The sequence below is a fragment of the Bradyrhizobium sp. BTAi1 genome, assembly GCF_000015165.1.
GTDB lineage: Bacteria > Pseudomonadota > Alphaproteobacteria > Rhizobiales > Xanthobacteraceae > Bradyrhizobium > Bradyrhizobium denitrificans.
The window spans coordinates 6,406,646-6,421,192 of the sequence record NC_009485.1 but is presented as its reverse complement, the minus strand read 5'-3'; the positions used below and the strand labels follow the sequence as shown (position 1 = coordinate 6,421,192).

At 66.7% G+C, this 14,547-nt stretch carries 12 protein-coding genes; 11 read left to right on the top strand and 1 reads right to left on the bottom strand.

Annotated elements, in window-relative coordinates; translation table 11 throughout:
* The first annotated feature begins 1 nt into the window (after nt 1).
* From BBTA_RS28935 to BBTA_RS28895, 9 genes are all read left to right on the top strand, one after another.
* Complete coding sequence (locus BBTA_RS28935) at nt 2-394, top strand: hypothetical protein (RefSeq protein WP_012046054.1); 393 nt, start codon at nt 2-4, stop codon at nt 392-394.
* Nucleotides 391-2,139, top strand: a complete 1,749-nt coding sequence (locus BBTA_RS28930) for a penicillin-binding protein 2 (protein ID WP_012046053.1) — start codon at nt 391-393, stop codon at nt 2,137-2,139. The genes BBTA_RS28935 and BBTA_RS28930 overlap by 4 nt, the downstream gene beginning before the upstream one ends.
* 70 nt (nt 2,140-2,209) lie before the next feature.
* Nucleotides 2,210-3,670, top strand: coding sequence for a UDP-N-acetylmuramoyl-L-alanyl-D-glutamate--2,6-diaminopimelate ligase (locus tag BBTA_RS28925; protein ID WP_012046052.1), 1,461 nt, complete (start codon nt 2,210-2,212; stop codon nt 3,668-3,670).
* Nucleotides 3,667-5,043, top strand: coding sequence for a UDP-N-acetylmuramoyl-tripeptide--D-alanyl-D-alanine ligase (murF, locus tag BBTA_RS28920; RefSeq protein WP_012046051.1), 1,377 nt, complete (start codon nt 3,667-3,669; stop codon nt 5,041-5,043). The genes BBTA_RS28925 and murF overlap by 4 nt, the downstream gene beginning before the upstream one ends.
* Nucleotides 5,044-5,242: 199 nt before the next feature.
* Nucleotides 5,243-6,349, top strand: a complete 1,107-nt coding sequence (gene mraY / locus BBTA_RS28915; protein WP_012046050.1) for a phospho-N-acetylmuramoyl-pentapeptide-transferase — start codon at nt 5,243-5,245, stop codon at nt 6,347-6,349.
* A gap of 1 nt (nt 6,350) precedes the next feature.
* The gene (gene murD, locus BBTA_RS28910; RefSeq protein ID WP_012046049.1) at nt 6,351-7,751 is read left to right on the top strand and encodes a UDP-N-acetylmuramoyl-L-alanine--D-glutamate ligase; all 1,401 of its coding nucleotides are present in this window, start codon (nt 6,351-6,353) and stop codon (nt 7,749-7,751) included.
* A gap of 182 nt (nt 7,752-7,933) precedes the next feature.
* Complete coding sequence (gene ftsW, locus BBTA_RS28905; protein ID WP_012046048.1) at nt 7,934-9,085, top strand: putative lipid II flippase FtsW; 1,152 nt, start codon at nt 7,934-7,936, stop codon at nt 9,083-9,085.
* Nucleotides 9,086-9,131: 46 nt separating this feature from the next.
* Nucleotides 9,132-10,235 carry an undecaprenyldiphospho-muramoylpentapeptide beta-N-acetylglucosaminyltransferase gene (gene murG, locus BBTA_RS28900; RefSeq protein ID WP_012046047.1) on the top strand — a complete coding sequence of 368 codons (1,104 nt, stop codon included), beginning with the start codon at nt 9,132-9,134 and terminating at the stop codon, nt 10,233-10,235.
* 23 nt (nt 10,236-10,258) lie between these two features.
* Nucleotides 10,259-11,119, top strand: coding sequence for a helix-turn-helix domain-containing protein (locus tag BBTA_RS28895; protein WP_244424183.1), 861 nt, complete (start codon nt 10,259-10,261; stop codon nt 11,117-11,119).
* 4 nt (nt 11,120-11,123) lie between these two features.
* Here the strand turns inward: BBTA_RS28895 and BBTA_RS28890 are convergent, their stop codons facing one another.
* A complete protein-coding gene (locus BBTA_RS28890) occupies nt 11,124-11,864 on the bottom strand; it encodes a carbonic anhydrase (RefSeq protein WP_012046045.1) in 741 nt (246 codons plus the stop codon).
* Between the two features lie 345 nt (nt 11,865-12,209).
* Between BBTA_RS28890 and murC the strand changes: the two genes are divergently transcribed.
* Nucleotides 12,210-13,613 (top strand): UDP-N-acetylmuramate--L-alanine ligase, encoded by a 1,404-nt coding sequence (gene murC / locus BBTA_RS28880; protein WP_012046044.1) that lies wholly within the window; start codon nt 12,210-12,212, stop codon nt 13,611-13,613.
* A gap of 5 nt (nt 13,614-13,618) precedes the next feature.
* Nucleotides 13,619-14,542 (top strand): UDP-N-acetylmuramate dehydrogenase, encoded by a 924-nt coding sequence (gene murB, locus BBTA_RS28875; protein WP_012046043.1) that lies wholly within the window; start codon nt 13,619-13,621, stop codon nt 14,540-14,542.
* The last annotated feature ends 5 nt before the right edge of the window (nt 14,543-14,547 follow it).

The following is a 14,547-nucleotide window of genomic DNA, read 5'->3' as shown; positions in this document are numbered from 1 at the left end:
CATGCGCCTCCTCCATCTGGTCGTGATCTGCTCGCTGATCTTCGCCGCCGCCTATGTCTATCGCATCAAGATGGAATCGACTGCGCGTGTCGAGCGCGTGCTGCAACTGCGGGCCGAGATCCGCGAGCAGCGCGAGGCCATCGCGATCCTGCGCTCGGAATGGGCCAAGCTCGACGCTCCCCTGCGGCTGCAAGGATTGGTCGAGCGCCACCTGCCGTTGAAGCCGCTCAACGCCACGCAATATGACAGCCTCAAGAACCTGCCGGAGCGGCCGCCCCGGTTCGCCCGTTCCGACAATCCCGATCCGATCGGATCCATGATCGATACGATCGACGCGATCAACGATGAGCCCCCTGTGACCGGGTCGGTGCGTCCTCCGGAGGATCAGCAATGACCGATCAGCTTCGGCCTCACGTCAAGCCGCAGGAGCCCTGGCGGCAGCGATTGATCCGCACGCTGCTGTATGGGCGCGATGTCGATCGCACCGCCAAGGCGCGTGCGCGAATTGGTCTCGCGATCATCGCCTTTGCCGCCGTCTATGCGATCATCGGCGGACGGCTGGTGATGTTCGCGGTTGGTGCCGATGGTCCGACCGCGCGGCGGGCCGCGCAGCAGGACGCCATCGCCACCGCACGGCCCGATATCGTCGATCGCAACGGCGCCGTGCTCGCCACCGACGTGAAGACGCCGAGCCTGTTCGCCGAGCCGCGCCGCCTCATCGACAAGGACGAGGCGATCGAGCTTCTGACCGCGACATTGCCGGACCTCGATACAAGCGAGGTGCGCGAGCGCTTGATGTCACGCAAGGGCTTCGTCTGGCTGAAGCGCGAGATGTCGCCGAAGCAGCAGCAGGACATTCACCGCCTTGGCCTGCCGGGCGTCGGTTTCCTGCGCGAGAACAAGCGCGTTTATCCAACCGGCAACGAGGTTGCGCATCTGATCGGCCTGGTGAACATCGACAACCAGGGCATCGCCGGTATGGAGAAGTGGCTCGACAATCAGGGCCTCGCCGACCTGCACCGCGCTGGCTTTGCTACCGATCGGCTGCAACGCCCGATCGAGCTGTCGGTCGATCTGCGCGTCGAGCATGCGCTGCGCGACGAACTGCTCAAAGCCAAGGAGAAGTTTAAGACCAAGGCGGCTTCCGGCCTCGTCGTCAATGTCAGGACCGGCGAGATCGTTGCCATGGTGTCGCTGCCGGATTTTGATCCGAACAGCCCGAAGGAAGCGCATGATCCAGATCGGATCAACCGCCTGACCACTGGCGTGTATGAGATGGGATCGACCTTCAAGGCCTTCACTCTGGCGATGGCGCTCGACACCGGCAAATATGATCTCAACTCGCTCTGGGATGCACGCGGGCCGCTGCATTACGGCAAGTTCGCGATCCATGACGATGAGCCCAAGGGCCGCTTTCTCAGCATGAAGGAAGTGTTCTACTTCTCGTCCAATGTCGGCGCTGCCAGGATCGCGTTGACGCAGGGCGTGGAGGCGCACAAGGCGTTCCTGCGCAAGATGGGTCAGTTCGACCGGCTGCGCACCGAACTGCCGGAGAGCGCCTCGCCGATCCTGCCGAAGCGCTGGGCTGAGTTGAACACGGTCACGATCGCGTTCGGTCACGGCATGGCGGTGGCGCCGTTGCAGGGCGTGATGGGCGTCAGCGCGCTGGTCAATGGTGGCCTCTTGATCCCGCCGACCTTCATGAAGCGCACGGAAGAGGAGGCGATGGCGCTGGCCAAGCGCGTCATCAAGCCGGAAACCTCCGAGAAGATGCGCTATCTGATGCGCCTCAATGCCGAGGTCGGCACCGCGCGAAAGGCCGACGTCAAGGGCTATTATATCGGCGGCAAGACCGGCACGGCCGAGAAGGTGATCAATGGTCGCTACGCCAAAAAGAAGGTGCTGACCCTGTTCACCGCGGTGATCCCGGCGGACAAGCCGCGGTACCAGCTTCTGATCATGCTGGACGAGCCCCAGCCGCTGAAGGAAACCTACGGCTTCATCACCTCCGGCTGGAACGCGGTGCCGACCGCCGGCAACGTGATCGCCCGGATCGGGCCGCTGCTCGGTATCGAGCCCCGCTTCGACCTGCCGCCGTCCGACCGCCAAATTCTTGCGGCATCGCGCCTGACACAGTAAGCCGTCGTCGAATTGCTGGCTTTGACGCCGCCGCCCGCAGGGGGCGGGGCGGAACTGGTGCGGGACCAGGATGAAACTCCACGATCTTCTCGGCGATGCGGCTGGGCGCGACCCGGAGATCGCCGCCGTCGACGTCTCCGGCTTGGCCGTTGACAGCCGCGCGGTCCGGCCCGGCGATCTGTTCTTCGCGCTGTCCGGAGCGAAGACCGATGGCGCCCGCTTCATCGCTGCGGCCATTGCGGCCGGCGCGATCGCCGTGGCCGGCGGGTCTCCGCCTGGCACGGCGCTGTCCGTACCTTATGTTGAGCTGCCTAACCCGCGGCTGGCGCTGGCGATGGCCGCAGCGCGGTTCTATCCGCGCCAGCCGGCGACGATCGCCGCCGTGACTGGGACCAGCGGCAAGACCTCGGTCGCGGCCTTCACGCGGCAGATCTGGCAGAAGCTCGGTCACAGCTCGGCCAGCATCGGTACGGTCGGCCTGGTGTCGGACAAGCGCACGGTCTACGGCTCGCTGACCACGCCCGATCCGATCGCGCTGCACCGGCAGATCGATGAGATCACGCAGGACGGCGTCACCCATCTGGCCTTCGAGGCGTCGTCGCACGGGCTCGACCAATATCGCCTCGACGGTGTTCGGGTCTCGGCCGGCGGGTTCACCAATCTCTCGCGCGATCACATGGATTATCACCCCGACCTCGCGCATTATCTCAACGCCAAGCTGAGGCTGTTTCGCGATCTCGTGCCCCCCGGCGGTGCTGCGGTGATCTCGGCCGATCATGAATGCTCGGCGGATGTCATGGCCGCGGCACAAGCGCGCGATCTTCGCCTGATGACCGTTGGCACGCATGGCGATGGCGCGGGGGCGGGCATCCGGCTCGTCGCCGCAGCCATCGATGGCTTCGCCCAGCAGCTCCAGCTCCAGCATTGCGGTCGCATGTACACGATCCGCCTGCCGCTGGTCGGCGCGTTCCAGGTCGAAAATGCGCTGGTCGCGGCGGGACTCGCGATCGGCACCGGCAGCGATCCGCAGGCCGTGTTCGAGGCGCTGGAGACGCTTGAAGGCGCCAAGGGCCGGCTCGAACTGGTCGGCGAGCACAATGGCGCGCCCATCTTCATCGACTACGCGCACAAGCCGGATGCGCTGGCCAAGGCGTTGCAGGCGCTGCGGCCCTATGCCGCGCGACAGCTCGTTGTCGTGTTTGGCGCCGGCGGCGACCGTGATACCGGCAAGCGGCCTTTGATGGGCGCTATCGCTGCCGCCGAGGCCGATCGCGTGATCGTCACCGACGACAATCCGCGCAGCGAGGATCCGGCAGCGATCCGGGCCGCGATCTTGGCTGCCGCGCCCGGTGCGCGCGAGATCGGCGACCGCGCCGAGGCGATCAAGGTCGCGATCGGCGAATTGCAGCCTGGCGACGCCCTCGTAATTGCCGGCAAGGGGCATGAGGTCGGGCAGATCATCGGCGGCACCACCCTGCATTTCAGCGATCATGAAGCGGTCGCGGACGCATTGGCAGCGAGGGCATCATGACGAAGGCGCTGTGGACGGTGGCCGAGGTGGCGCGCGCGCTCGGCCTTGCCGGCGATTATCCGGAGACGCCGATCGATCTCGTGACGCAGGACAGCCGCGCGGTGAAGCCCGGCAGCCTGTTCGTTGCGCTGAGCGGCACGCCGAGCGGGGGGTTCGTCTCGAGCTTCGCCTCCAGCCGCGACGGCTGGGAATTTGCGGCCAATGCCGAGCAGGCCGGTGCGGTCGCGATGATCGTTCCGCACCGAATCGACGGCATCAGCGTTCCGCAATTGGTGGTGCCGGACACGTTGATCGACGGGCTATGGGCGCTCGCCCGCGCGGCGCGGGCCCGCTTCCACGGCCCGGTCATCGGTCTTACTGGCAGCGCCGGCAAGACCTCGACCAAGGAGTTCATCGCCGCCTATCCCGGAGCGTCCGCGAGCCCGTCGAGTTTCAACAATTTCTGGGGGGTGCCGCTGACGCTGTGCAACGCCGATCCGAGCGCCTCGGTGTGGGTGGTCGAGATGGGCATGAACCAGCAAGGAGAAATTGCGCGGTTGACTGAGCTGTCGCAGCCGACGGTGGCGCTGGTCGTCAATGTGCAGCCGGTGCACCTGGAGAAGCTCGGCAGCCTTGAGGCGATCCGCAAGGAGAAGGTCTCGATCGCGCGTGGGTTGCCGTCGGACGGCATCCTGGTGCTGCCGGTTGATCTTGCCGCGCCCGAATGGCCCGGCAGGGTGCTGCGATTCGGCGCTGGCGCCGACGTTCATGCCATGTCGCAGGTTCCTGCCGGCGAGAGCTGGGACGTCACGGCTGACATTGCCGGCCGTCATCTGGCGTTCTCGCTGACCCCGGGGGCACCGCATCGCCTGCATAACGCCTTGGCGGCACTCGCCTCCGTCGCCGCGGCCGGGCTTGATCCGGTGCTGCTGGCGCGCGAACTGGGCGAGGTCGGCATTATGACCGGGCGGGGCGTCGAGCAGCGCATTGGCGAGATCGTTCTGATCGATGACAGCTTCAACGGCAATCCCGCGAGCATGGCGGCGGCGCTCGACAGTCTGCAGGCGCGGCCGGTGCGCGGGCGGCGGATCGCGGTGATCGGCGACATGCTGGAGCTGGGGGACGAGGCGCCGGCCTATCATGCCGACATGGTCGGGCATGTCACAGGGATCGACGGGGTGTACTGCGTCGGTCCGCTGATGCGTCATCTGTTCGAGAAGCTGCCGCCGGAGAAGCGACTCGGCTGGCACGAGGACCCGGCGACACTGGACGCCAGCCAGGTGGCCGCGCTGCTTGCACCGGACGACGTCGTCGTCATCAAGGGCAGCAAGAAGATCTTCTGGGTGAACAAGTTCGTGCAGAAGCTCGCCGCTGCGCTGCAGGCCTCGAATTGAAATCGGGCGATATCGCGGCGCGGTGGAACAAAATCTGGCTATCGGCAGCGGGGCAGCCATGCCGGAGGGATCATGCCCTCGCAGGCAACGATTCGCACCCGGCTCCGATCGTGGTTAAAAGAGGCTGGATCGGATTCGCGCCCGCGAATCCATTGAGATCACGTGGCTCGGTCTCGGCGAAGCGGCATAGGCGGGTTGGATGTTTTACTGGTTGATCGAGCTGACGAATACGTTTCCGAGCCTGGCGATGTTTCGCGGCCTGCTCAACGTGTTCCGCTACATCACGTTCCGCACCGGCGGCGCCGTGGTGACCGGCGCATTGTTCGTATTCCTGTTCGGTCCCTGGATCATCGATCATCTGCGCCTGCGCCAGGGCAAGGGACAGCCGATCCGCGCCGACGGCCCGCAATCGCATATCATCAGCAAGAAGGGCACGCCGACGATGGGCGGCCTGATGATCCTGTCGGGCCTCGTCGTCTCGACCGTGCTGTGGGCCAATCCGCTCAATCCTTACGTCTGGATCGTGCTGGCGGTGACGCTCGGCTTCGGCTTCGTCGGCTTCTATGACGATTACCTGAAGGTCACCAAGCAGTCGCATTCGGGCTTTGCCGGGCGTGCGCGGATCCTGATCGAGGCCGGCATCGCACTGGTCGCCTGCTATGCGCTGGTCCGGCTCGGACGCGACCCGTCCTCGACCGGCCTTGCGATTCCCTTCTTCAAGGATCTCGTGATCAAGTTCGGTTGGATGTACGTCATCTTCGGCGCCTTCGTCATCGTCGGCGCCGGAAACGCGGTGAATCTCACCGATGGTCTCGACGGCCTCGCGATCGTTCCGGTGATGATCGCCTCGGCGAGCTTCGGCCTGATCGCCTACCTCGCCGGCAACGCCGTGTTCTCGGATTATCTCCAGATCCACTATGTGGCGGGCACCGGCGAGCTCGCCGTGCTGTGCGGCGCGGTGCTCGGGGCCGGGCTCGGCTTTCTCTGGTTCAACGCCCCGCCGGCCTCGATCTTCATGGGCGACACCGGCTCGCTGGCGCTCGGCGGCATGCTCGGCTCGATCGCCGTGGCGGTGAAGCACGAGATCGTGCTGGCGGTGATCGGCGGCCTGTTCGTGCTCGAAGCCGTGTCTGTGATCGTGCAGGTGGCCTCGTTCAAGCTGACCGGCAAGCGCATCTTCAAGATGGCGCCGATCCATCACCATTTCGAACAACTCGGCTGGACCGAGCCGCAGATCGTGATCCGCTTCTGGATCATCTCCGTGATGCTGGCGCTGGTCGGCCTGTCGACCCTGAAGCTGCGCTGACATGATCCCCGTTACCTCATTCGCCGGAAAGACCGTCGCCGTGTTCGGCCTTGGCGGGTCCGGGCTCGCCAGTTGCCACGCCCTTCGCGCGGGCGGTGCGGACGTCGTGGCCGGCGACGATGGCGCCGAGCGGCTGGCCGAGGCTGCCAAAGCCGGCTTCGTCACCGCGGATCTGCGCACCGTGTCGTGGTCGGATTTCGCGGCGCTGGTGCTGGCGCCCGGCGTGCCGCTGACTCATCCGGTGCCGCATTGGAGCGTGCTCAAGGCGCGCGAGGCCGGCATCGAGGTGATCGGCGACATCGAGCTGTTCTGCCGCGAGCGCAGGCGGCACGCACCGGATGCGCCGTTCGTCGCCATCACCGGCACCAACGGAAAATCGACGACGACGGCGCTGATCGCGCATCTGATGCAGACCGCCGGCTACGACACCCAGCTGGGCGGCAATATCGGCACCGCGATCCTGTCGCTGGAGCCGCCGCGGATGGGCCGGGTTCACGTCATCGAGATGTCGTCCTATCAGATCGACCTGACGCCGTCGCTCGATCCGACCGTGGGCATCCTGCTCAATGTCAGCGAGGATCACATCGACCGCCACGGCACGATCGAAAACTACGCCGCGGTCAAGGAGCGCCTGGTTGCCGGCGTCAAGCCGGAGGGGACCGCGATCATCGGCGTGGACGATGGCTTTTCGCGCGCGATCGCCGATCGGCTCGACCAGGCCGGCAAGCGCGTGGTGCGCGTTTCGGTGAAGAACCCGCTGGCTGACGGTCTCTATGTCGAGCACGAGACCATCCTGCGCAGCGCAAGTGGCGCGCGCAGCGAGGTCGCGCGGCTCGGCGGCATCGGCTCGCTGCGCGGCCAGCACAATGCGCAGAACGCCGCCTGCGCCGCCGCCGCTACCCTCGCGATCGGCGTGAAGCAGGATGTGCTGCAGCAGGGGCTGCGCAGCTTCCCGGGGCTGGTGCATCGCATGGAGCAGGTCGGCCGCCGCGGCCATGTCCTGTTTGTCAACGACTCCAAGGGCACCAACGCGGATGCGACGGCGCATGCGCTGTCGTCTTTCGCCGACATCTTCTGGATCGCCGGCGGCAAACCCAAGGCCGGTGGCATCACCAGCCTCGAAGGTTTCTTTCCGCGCATCCGCAAGGCCTATCTGATCGGCGAGGCCGCGGCGGAGTTCGCCGGAACGCTCGGCAACAAGGTTCCGCACGCGATGTCCGGCACGCTCGAGGTCGCGGTGGCGCAGGCCGCTGCCGATGCCGAAGCTTCCGGGCTGACGGACGCCGTGGTCCTGCTGTCGCCGGCCTGCGCCTCGTTCGACCAATTCCGCAATTTCGAGATCCGCGGCGCCCGCTTCCGCGATCTGGTGCAGGCGCTGCCGGGTGTGGAGCGGGTGGTTTAGCTCACCATCGTCGACCACACGCTTGTTTCACCCGCGAAGGCGGGTGGCCAAGGATGCCGAGGTCCACGTCGTTCATCGTGACGCGACGGCACACAGCGCTGTCGCAGCGGACAGGTCTTAAGCCTTCGATAACCATCCTGGGCGCCAATGGGCTGCTTCCCTAAGGCTCAGGTGAACGTCCGATGCTCTCCCGTGAAGAACGCAATCCGCTGTCCGATTGGTGGTGGACGGTCGACAAGCCGCTGCTCGGCGCGATCCTGGCGCTGATGCTTTGCGGGGTGATCCTGTCGCTGGCGGCGAGCCCGCCGGTCGCGACGCGCATCGGGCTCGACGCGTTCCACTTCTTCAACCGCCACGTCCTGTTCCTGCTGCCGTCCTTCATCGTGCTGATCGGCGTGTCCTTCCTGTCGCCGCGGCAGATCCGGCGCAGCGCGCTGGTGGTGTTCGCGATCGCCATCGTGCTGATCGTGCTGACGCTCGCCGTCGGCCCGGAGGTGAAGGGCTCGCGGCGCTGGATCACGCTGGTCGGCGTCAACATCCAGGCCTCGGAAGCGGCCAAGCCGGCCTTCGTCGTCGTCGCCGCCTGGCTGTTCTCGGAATCTGCGCGGCGGCCGGACATGCCGGCGACCACGATGGCGCTGGTGCTGCTGTTGATGCTGGTGTCGCTCCTGGTGATGGAGCCGGATTTCGGTCAGACCATGCTGATCCTGATGGTCTGGGGCTCGCTGTTCTTCATCGCCGGCATGCGCATGATCTGGGTCGCCGGCCTCGCCGGGGCCGCGGCCGCCGGTCTGTTCGGCGCCTATCTGCTGGTCCCGCACGTCGCCGGCCGCATCAAGCGCTTCATGAACCCGGCGTCCGGTGACACCTTCCAGGTCGACACGGCCATGGAGGCGTTCTCCAATGGCGGCTGGTTCGGCCTCGGGCCGGGCGAGGGCATCGCCAAGCGCAGTCTGCCGGACAGCCACACCGATTTCGTGTTCGCGGTCGCGGCAGAGGAGTTCGGCATCATCCTGTGCCTGGCGCTGGTTGCATTGTTCGGCTTCATCGTGATCCGCACCTTGTCGCGCGCCTATGCCAGCGAGGACGGCTTCTCGCGCTTTGCGGCGTCGGGCCTCGCGATCCTGTTCGGCATCCAGGCGGCGATCAACATCTCGGTCAACCTGCAGCTGATCCCGGCCAAGGGCATGACCTTGCCCTTCATCTCCTATGGCGGCTCCTCGATCGTGTCGCTCGCCTATGGTGTCGGCATGATGCTGGCCTTGACGCGGCAGCGGCCACGGATCGAAGCCGAGGCCACCGACGCTGCGGGGACGCTGCGCAATTATGCGTAAGCCGCCTCGCTCGCAATGACGACATATTGGCTGTAAACAAGCGCGCATGACCTCTTCTGCGCCCCTCATTCTGCTGGCCGCCGGCGGCACCGGCGGTCATCTGTTTCCGGCCGAAGCGCTCGGTGTCGAGCTGATCAAGCGCGGCTACCGGGTCCGTCTCGTCACCGATGCGCGCGCGCTGCGCTACAGCGGCCTGTTCACCAAGGACATGATCGATGTGGTGCCGAGCGAGACGGTACGCAGCCGTTCGCCGGTGGCGCTCGCCCGCACGGCGCTGCTGCTCGGCACCGGCACGCTGGCCGCCTTCAACCTGATGCGGCGGCTCAAGCCGGCCGCCGTGATCGGCTTTGGCGGCTATCCGACGGTGCCACCGCTGCTGGCGGCGCGGCTCGCCGGCGTGCCCAGCCTGATCCACGATGCCAATGCCGTGCTCGGCCGTGCCAACCGTTTCCTGTCGGCCCATGTGAAGGCGATCGCCACCTCGTTGCCGGGCGTGCTCGACCGCGATCCGGCGCTCTCTGGAAAGACTACCACCGTCGGCACGCCGATGCGTCCCGCCATTCTCGAAGCGGCCGCGGTGCCCTATGCCGCGCCTGAGACCGCAGGCCCGCTGCGGCTGCTGGTGGTCGGCGGCAGCCAGGGCGCCCGCGTCATGAGCGACGTCGTGCCCGGCGCGATCGAGCGGCTCGAGCCCGCTCTATGGAGCCGGCTGGTGCTGACCCAGCAGGTCCGCCAGGAGGACATGGCGCGGGTCCGCGCCGTGTATGACCGGCTCAAGATCAATGCCGAGCTGCAGCCGTTCTTCACCGATTTGCCGGCCCGTCTCGCCGCCAACCATCTCGTGATCTCGCGCTCGGGCGCGGGCACTGTCGCGGAGCTCGCCGCGATCGGCCGGCCCTCGATCCTGGTGCCGCTGCCGGGGGCCATCGATCAGGATCAGTACGCCAATGCCGGCGTGCTGTCGGACGCGAATGCCGCGATCCGGATCGTGCAGAGCGACTTCACGTCCGATCGGCTGGCTTCGGAGATCTCGGCGCTCGCCGCCGAGCCGGTGCGCCTGGCGGCCATGGCACAGGCCGCCCGCGCCGCCGGCCGGCTTGATGCCGCGGAGCGTCTGGCCGATCTCGTGATCAAGACCGCAGGGCTCTGATTGGTCGGGCGCGCGGTGATCCGATGACGAACCGGAGCGCTGACGCGCGCGCCATCGCGGGGGACGATCATCCGATGCGTTTGCGCGACCATCCATCCTTCGCGCCCGTGTTCGTTGGATTCTGCGACCAGCTGATTGCGCCGCTGCGTGGCCAGCGCCTGATGATCAAGCTGTTCGGTCAGCGCGCCCCGACGGAAATCGTGGCGCACATCGTGATGATGCATATGTCAGCGCGCCAGCCGGTCGAGCGCCCGACCCTGACCCGTCTGCAGATGCGGCTGCCGGGGCCGCGGCAGACCGCGGCCTTTGTCGCGGTGCTGCGGGGTCTGTCGCTGGTCACCATCGAGCGCGATCCCGGGGACGGCCGGATCCGTTATCTCGTGCCAGGATCCGTCATCCTCGAAGGTCTGCGAGGTTGGCTTGCCCTGCATCTGGATTGTCATGCGCGACTGACTGAGGCCGGCGGATTGAGCGTTCGACTGCGGGACGACCAGAGCTTCTACGCGGAGACGATCCGGCAATGCGCGACCTGGCTCTGCCGCGACAGCCGGCCCCTGACCGGATTTCCGGATCTGGCCTGGACCGACGAGCACGATAGCGGCATCCACCTGGCGCTGACGCTCGTCGCGCGGTCCGCCGCTGGGCGCCACGTCGTCGACGTGTCCACGGCGGAGCTTGCAACGATGCTGGGCGTCTCGCGCTCCCATATCCGCAATCTGCTGGCTGCGATGGAAGAGCGCCGGCTGCTGCGTTTCGACGACGGACGCCGGCGCCTGACGCTGATGCCGGGTTTCGTGGCGTCCGTGGAGGCCTGGTTCTGTCACCAGGTGACCTGGCTCGCGGCCGCAGCCGCGCGTGCCGATCGCGCGCTGCAGTCGGCGTGACGCGTCAGATCATCGTGACCCGGCCGGAGCCGATGTCATAGATGCCGCCGACGATCTTCACCTTGCCCTCGGCGACCATGCGGCCGACGATCGGCTTGGCGGTCGACAGGCGCCGGACATTGCTGCGCACGTTCTCCGCCGTGGCCTCGGCCAGCAGGTCCTGCGGCTTCTTCGCGATCGCAGCCTCCACGCCGGGCTTCAGCGCATCGATCAGGGTCGGAAGGTGGCCCGGCAGCCTGGTGCCGTCCTTGAGGACCTTGATGGTGGCATCGATGGCGCCGCAGCCGCTGTGGCCGAGCACCAGCACGAGCGGCGTACCCAGGAACTTGACGCCATATTCCAGGCTGGCGAGACCGTCGTCATTGACGAAATTGCCGGCGACCCGGACCACGAACAGCTCGCCCGGCGCCTGGTCGAACACCAGCTCCGGCGCCACCCGGGCATCGGCGCAGCTCACGATCGCCGCGATCGGATACTGGGCCGCGGCGCGCGCCGCACGGCCGGCCGAGAAATCCTTGTTGTCGAGATTGCCGGCGACGTAGCGGGCGTTGCCGTCGACGATGCGCTTCATCGCGTCGTCCGGAGAGATCGCATTCGGAGGGGGCACGACGCTGTTGCTTGCTCCCTTGGCGTCCTTCGCAAAGGCCGGCAGCGCGCCGACCGCCGCCGCGGCCAGGACGGCGCCGCCGCCGAGCAGTCGCCGGCGGGATAGGGCGGGAGATCGGGGTTCACACAGCGAGCACATCGGCAGGATTCTCCATTGAATATTGACGGTGCGCCCGGACCGCCCGTGCGCCGCACCAGCCATGCCACGCGCATTGCCGCGGAGGACGCGCAAAAATTGCAGGTATCCGGCTCGGGGCGGCTCGTCTGCGATCGCGCTTAACGAATCCTGAAAGCTGCCGGGCGGCTCAAATCACTGCCGTCGGGCGGCTCAAAACCGGCCAAAATCGGGCGAACGGCTTGCGAAATCGCAATATTGAGGGCCCGAGCGGACTTGTCCCGGTGGGTCATGTCTTGCAAGAAGGGCTGATGATTCGCGGCTGCGCCCTTCCCGAGGTGCGCCCGGAACCCTTGAGACGAGACGCCCATGAGACTGCCGCGCGAGATCGGACCCATCCACTTCGTCGGGATCGGCGGTATTGGCATGAGTGGCATCGCCGAGGTGCTGTGCAATCTCGGCTACACGGTGCAGGGCTCCGACGCTTCCGACAACGCCAACGTCGCGCGCCTGCGCGAGAAGGGCATCACGGTCAGCGTCGGGCACAAGGCCGAGAACGTCGCGGGCGCCGATGTCGTCGTCGTGTCGACCGCGATCAAGCGTGACAATCCGGAGCTGATGACGGCGCGCGCGCAGCGCATTCCCGTCGTCCGGCGGGCCGAGATGCTGGCCGAGCTGATGCGGCTGAAGAGCTGCGTCGCGATCGCCGGCACCCACGGCAAGACCACGACAACGTCGATGGTGGCGGCGCTGCTCGATGCCGGCGGAATCGATCCGACCGTGATCAATGGCGGCATCATCAATGCCTATGGCACCAATGCGCGGCTCGGCGCCGGCGACTGGATGGTCGTCGAGGCCGATGAGAGCGACGGCACCTTCCTGAAGCTGCCGGCGGATGTCGCCATCGTCACCAATGTCGATCCCGAGCATCTCGATCATTTCAAGACCTTCGACGCCGTGCAGGATGCGTTCCGCGCCTTCGTCGAGAACGTACCGTTCTACGGCTTTGCCGTGATGTGCATCGATCATCCGGTGGTGCAGGCGCTGGTCGGCAAGATCGAGGACCGTCGCATCATCACCTACGGCGTCAACCCGCAGGCCGACGTGCGGCTGGTCGATCTCTCGCCCGCCAATGGCAGCTCGCGCTTCAAGGTCGTGTTCCGCGATCGCAAGAGCGGCGCGACGCACGAGATCTCGGACATCACGCTGCCGATGCCGGGCCGGCACAATGCCTCGAACGCAACCGCGGCGATCGCGGTCGCGCATGAGCTCGGCATTTCGGACGAGGCGATCCGCAAGGCGATCGCCGGCTTCGGCGGCGTCAAGCGCCGCTTCACCCGCACCGGCGAGTGGAACGGCGTCACCATCATCGACGATTATGGTCATCACCCGGTGGAGATCGCGGCCGTGCTGAAAGCGGCGCGTGAATCCACCAGCGGCAAGGTCATCGCCGTGGTGCAGCCGCATCGCTACACCCGCCTGCAGTCGCTGTTCGAAGAGTTCTGCACCTGCTTCAACGATGCGGACGCCGTCATCGTCGCCGACGTCTACCCGGCCGGCGAGGCGCCGATCGAAGGCATCGACCGTGATCATTTCGTGCTCGGCCTGCGCGCCCATGGTCATCGCGACGTGCTACCGCTGCCGCAGGCCGCCGATCTCGCCGGCATCGTCAAGCGCCTCGCCAAATCCGGCGACCTCGTCGTCTGCCTCGGCGCCGGCAACATCACCCAATGGGCCTATGCCTTGCCCAACGAGCTCAAGGCGCTGGGGTAGGGGTGGTGAGCTTCGCCGATATCACGCCCGACCTCAAAGCTGCGATGCCCGAATTGCGCGGGCGGCTGCTGGCCAATGAAGGTCTGGCGCCGCTCACCTGGTTTCGCGTCGGCGGACCGGCGCAGGTGCTGTTCACGCCGGCGGATGCTGACGACCTCGCTTACTTTCTGAAGCATCTTCCGGCCGAGCTGCCGGTCTATGTGATCGGGGTCGGCTCCAATTTGATCGTGCGCGACGGCGGGGTGCCGGGCGTCGTAATCCGGCTGGCGCCGCGGGCGTTCGGCGAGGTCAAGGTCGACGGCGACATCGTGGCGGCCGGCACCGCGGCGCTGGACAAGCGGGTGGCCGAGGTCGCGGCATCAGCCAATCTCACCGGTCTCGAATTCCTGTTCGGCATTCCCGGCACCATCGGCGGCGCGCTGCGCATGAATGCGGGCGCCAATGGCGGCGAGACCAAGGACATCCTGGTGGAGGCGACCGCGATCGACCGCCAGGGCGTGACGCACCACTTCACCAATGCCGACATGAACTTCACCTATCGCGCGAGCGGCGCCGATCCGTCGCTGATCTTCACGGCGGCGCGCTTCCGCGGCAAGCCTTCGGATGCCGAAGCGATCCGGGGGCGCATGGCCGAGGTGCAGGCGCATCGCGAGACGGCGCAGCCGATCCGCGAGAAGACCGGTGGCTCCACCTTCAAGAACCCGCCGGGACATTCCGCCTGGAGGCTCGTCGATGCCGCGGGCTGCCGCGGGCTCAAGGTCGGCGGCGCGCAGGTTTCCGAGATGCATTGCAACTTCCTGATCAACACCGGCAACGCCACCGCCGATGACATCGAGACGCTCGGCGAGACCGTGCGTGAACGGGTCGAAGCGACATCGGGCATCGCGCTGCAGTGGGAGATCAAGCGGATCGGACTCAAGGCGAGGTAGGTTCG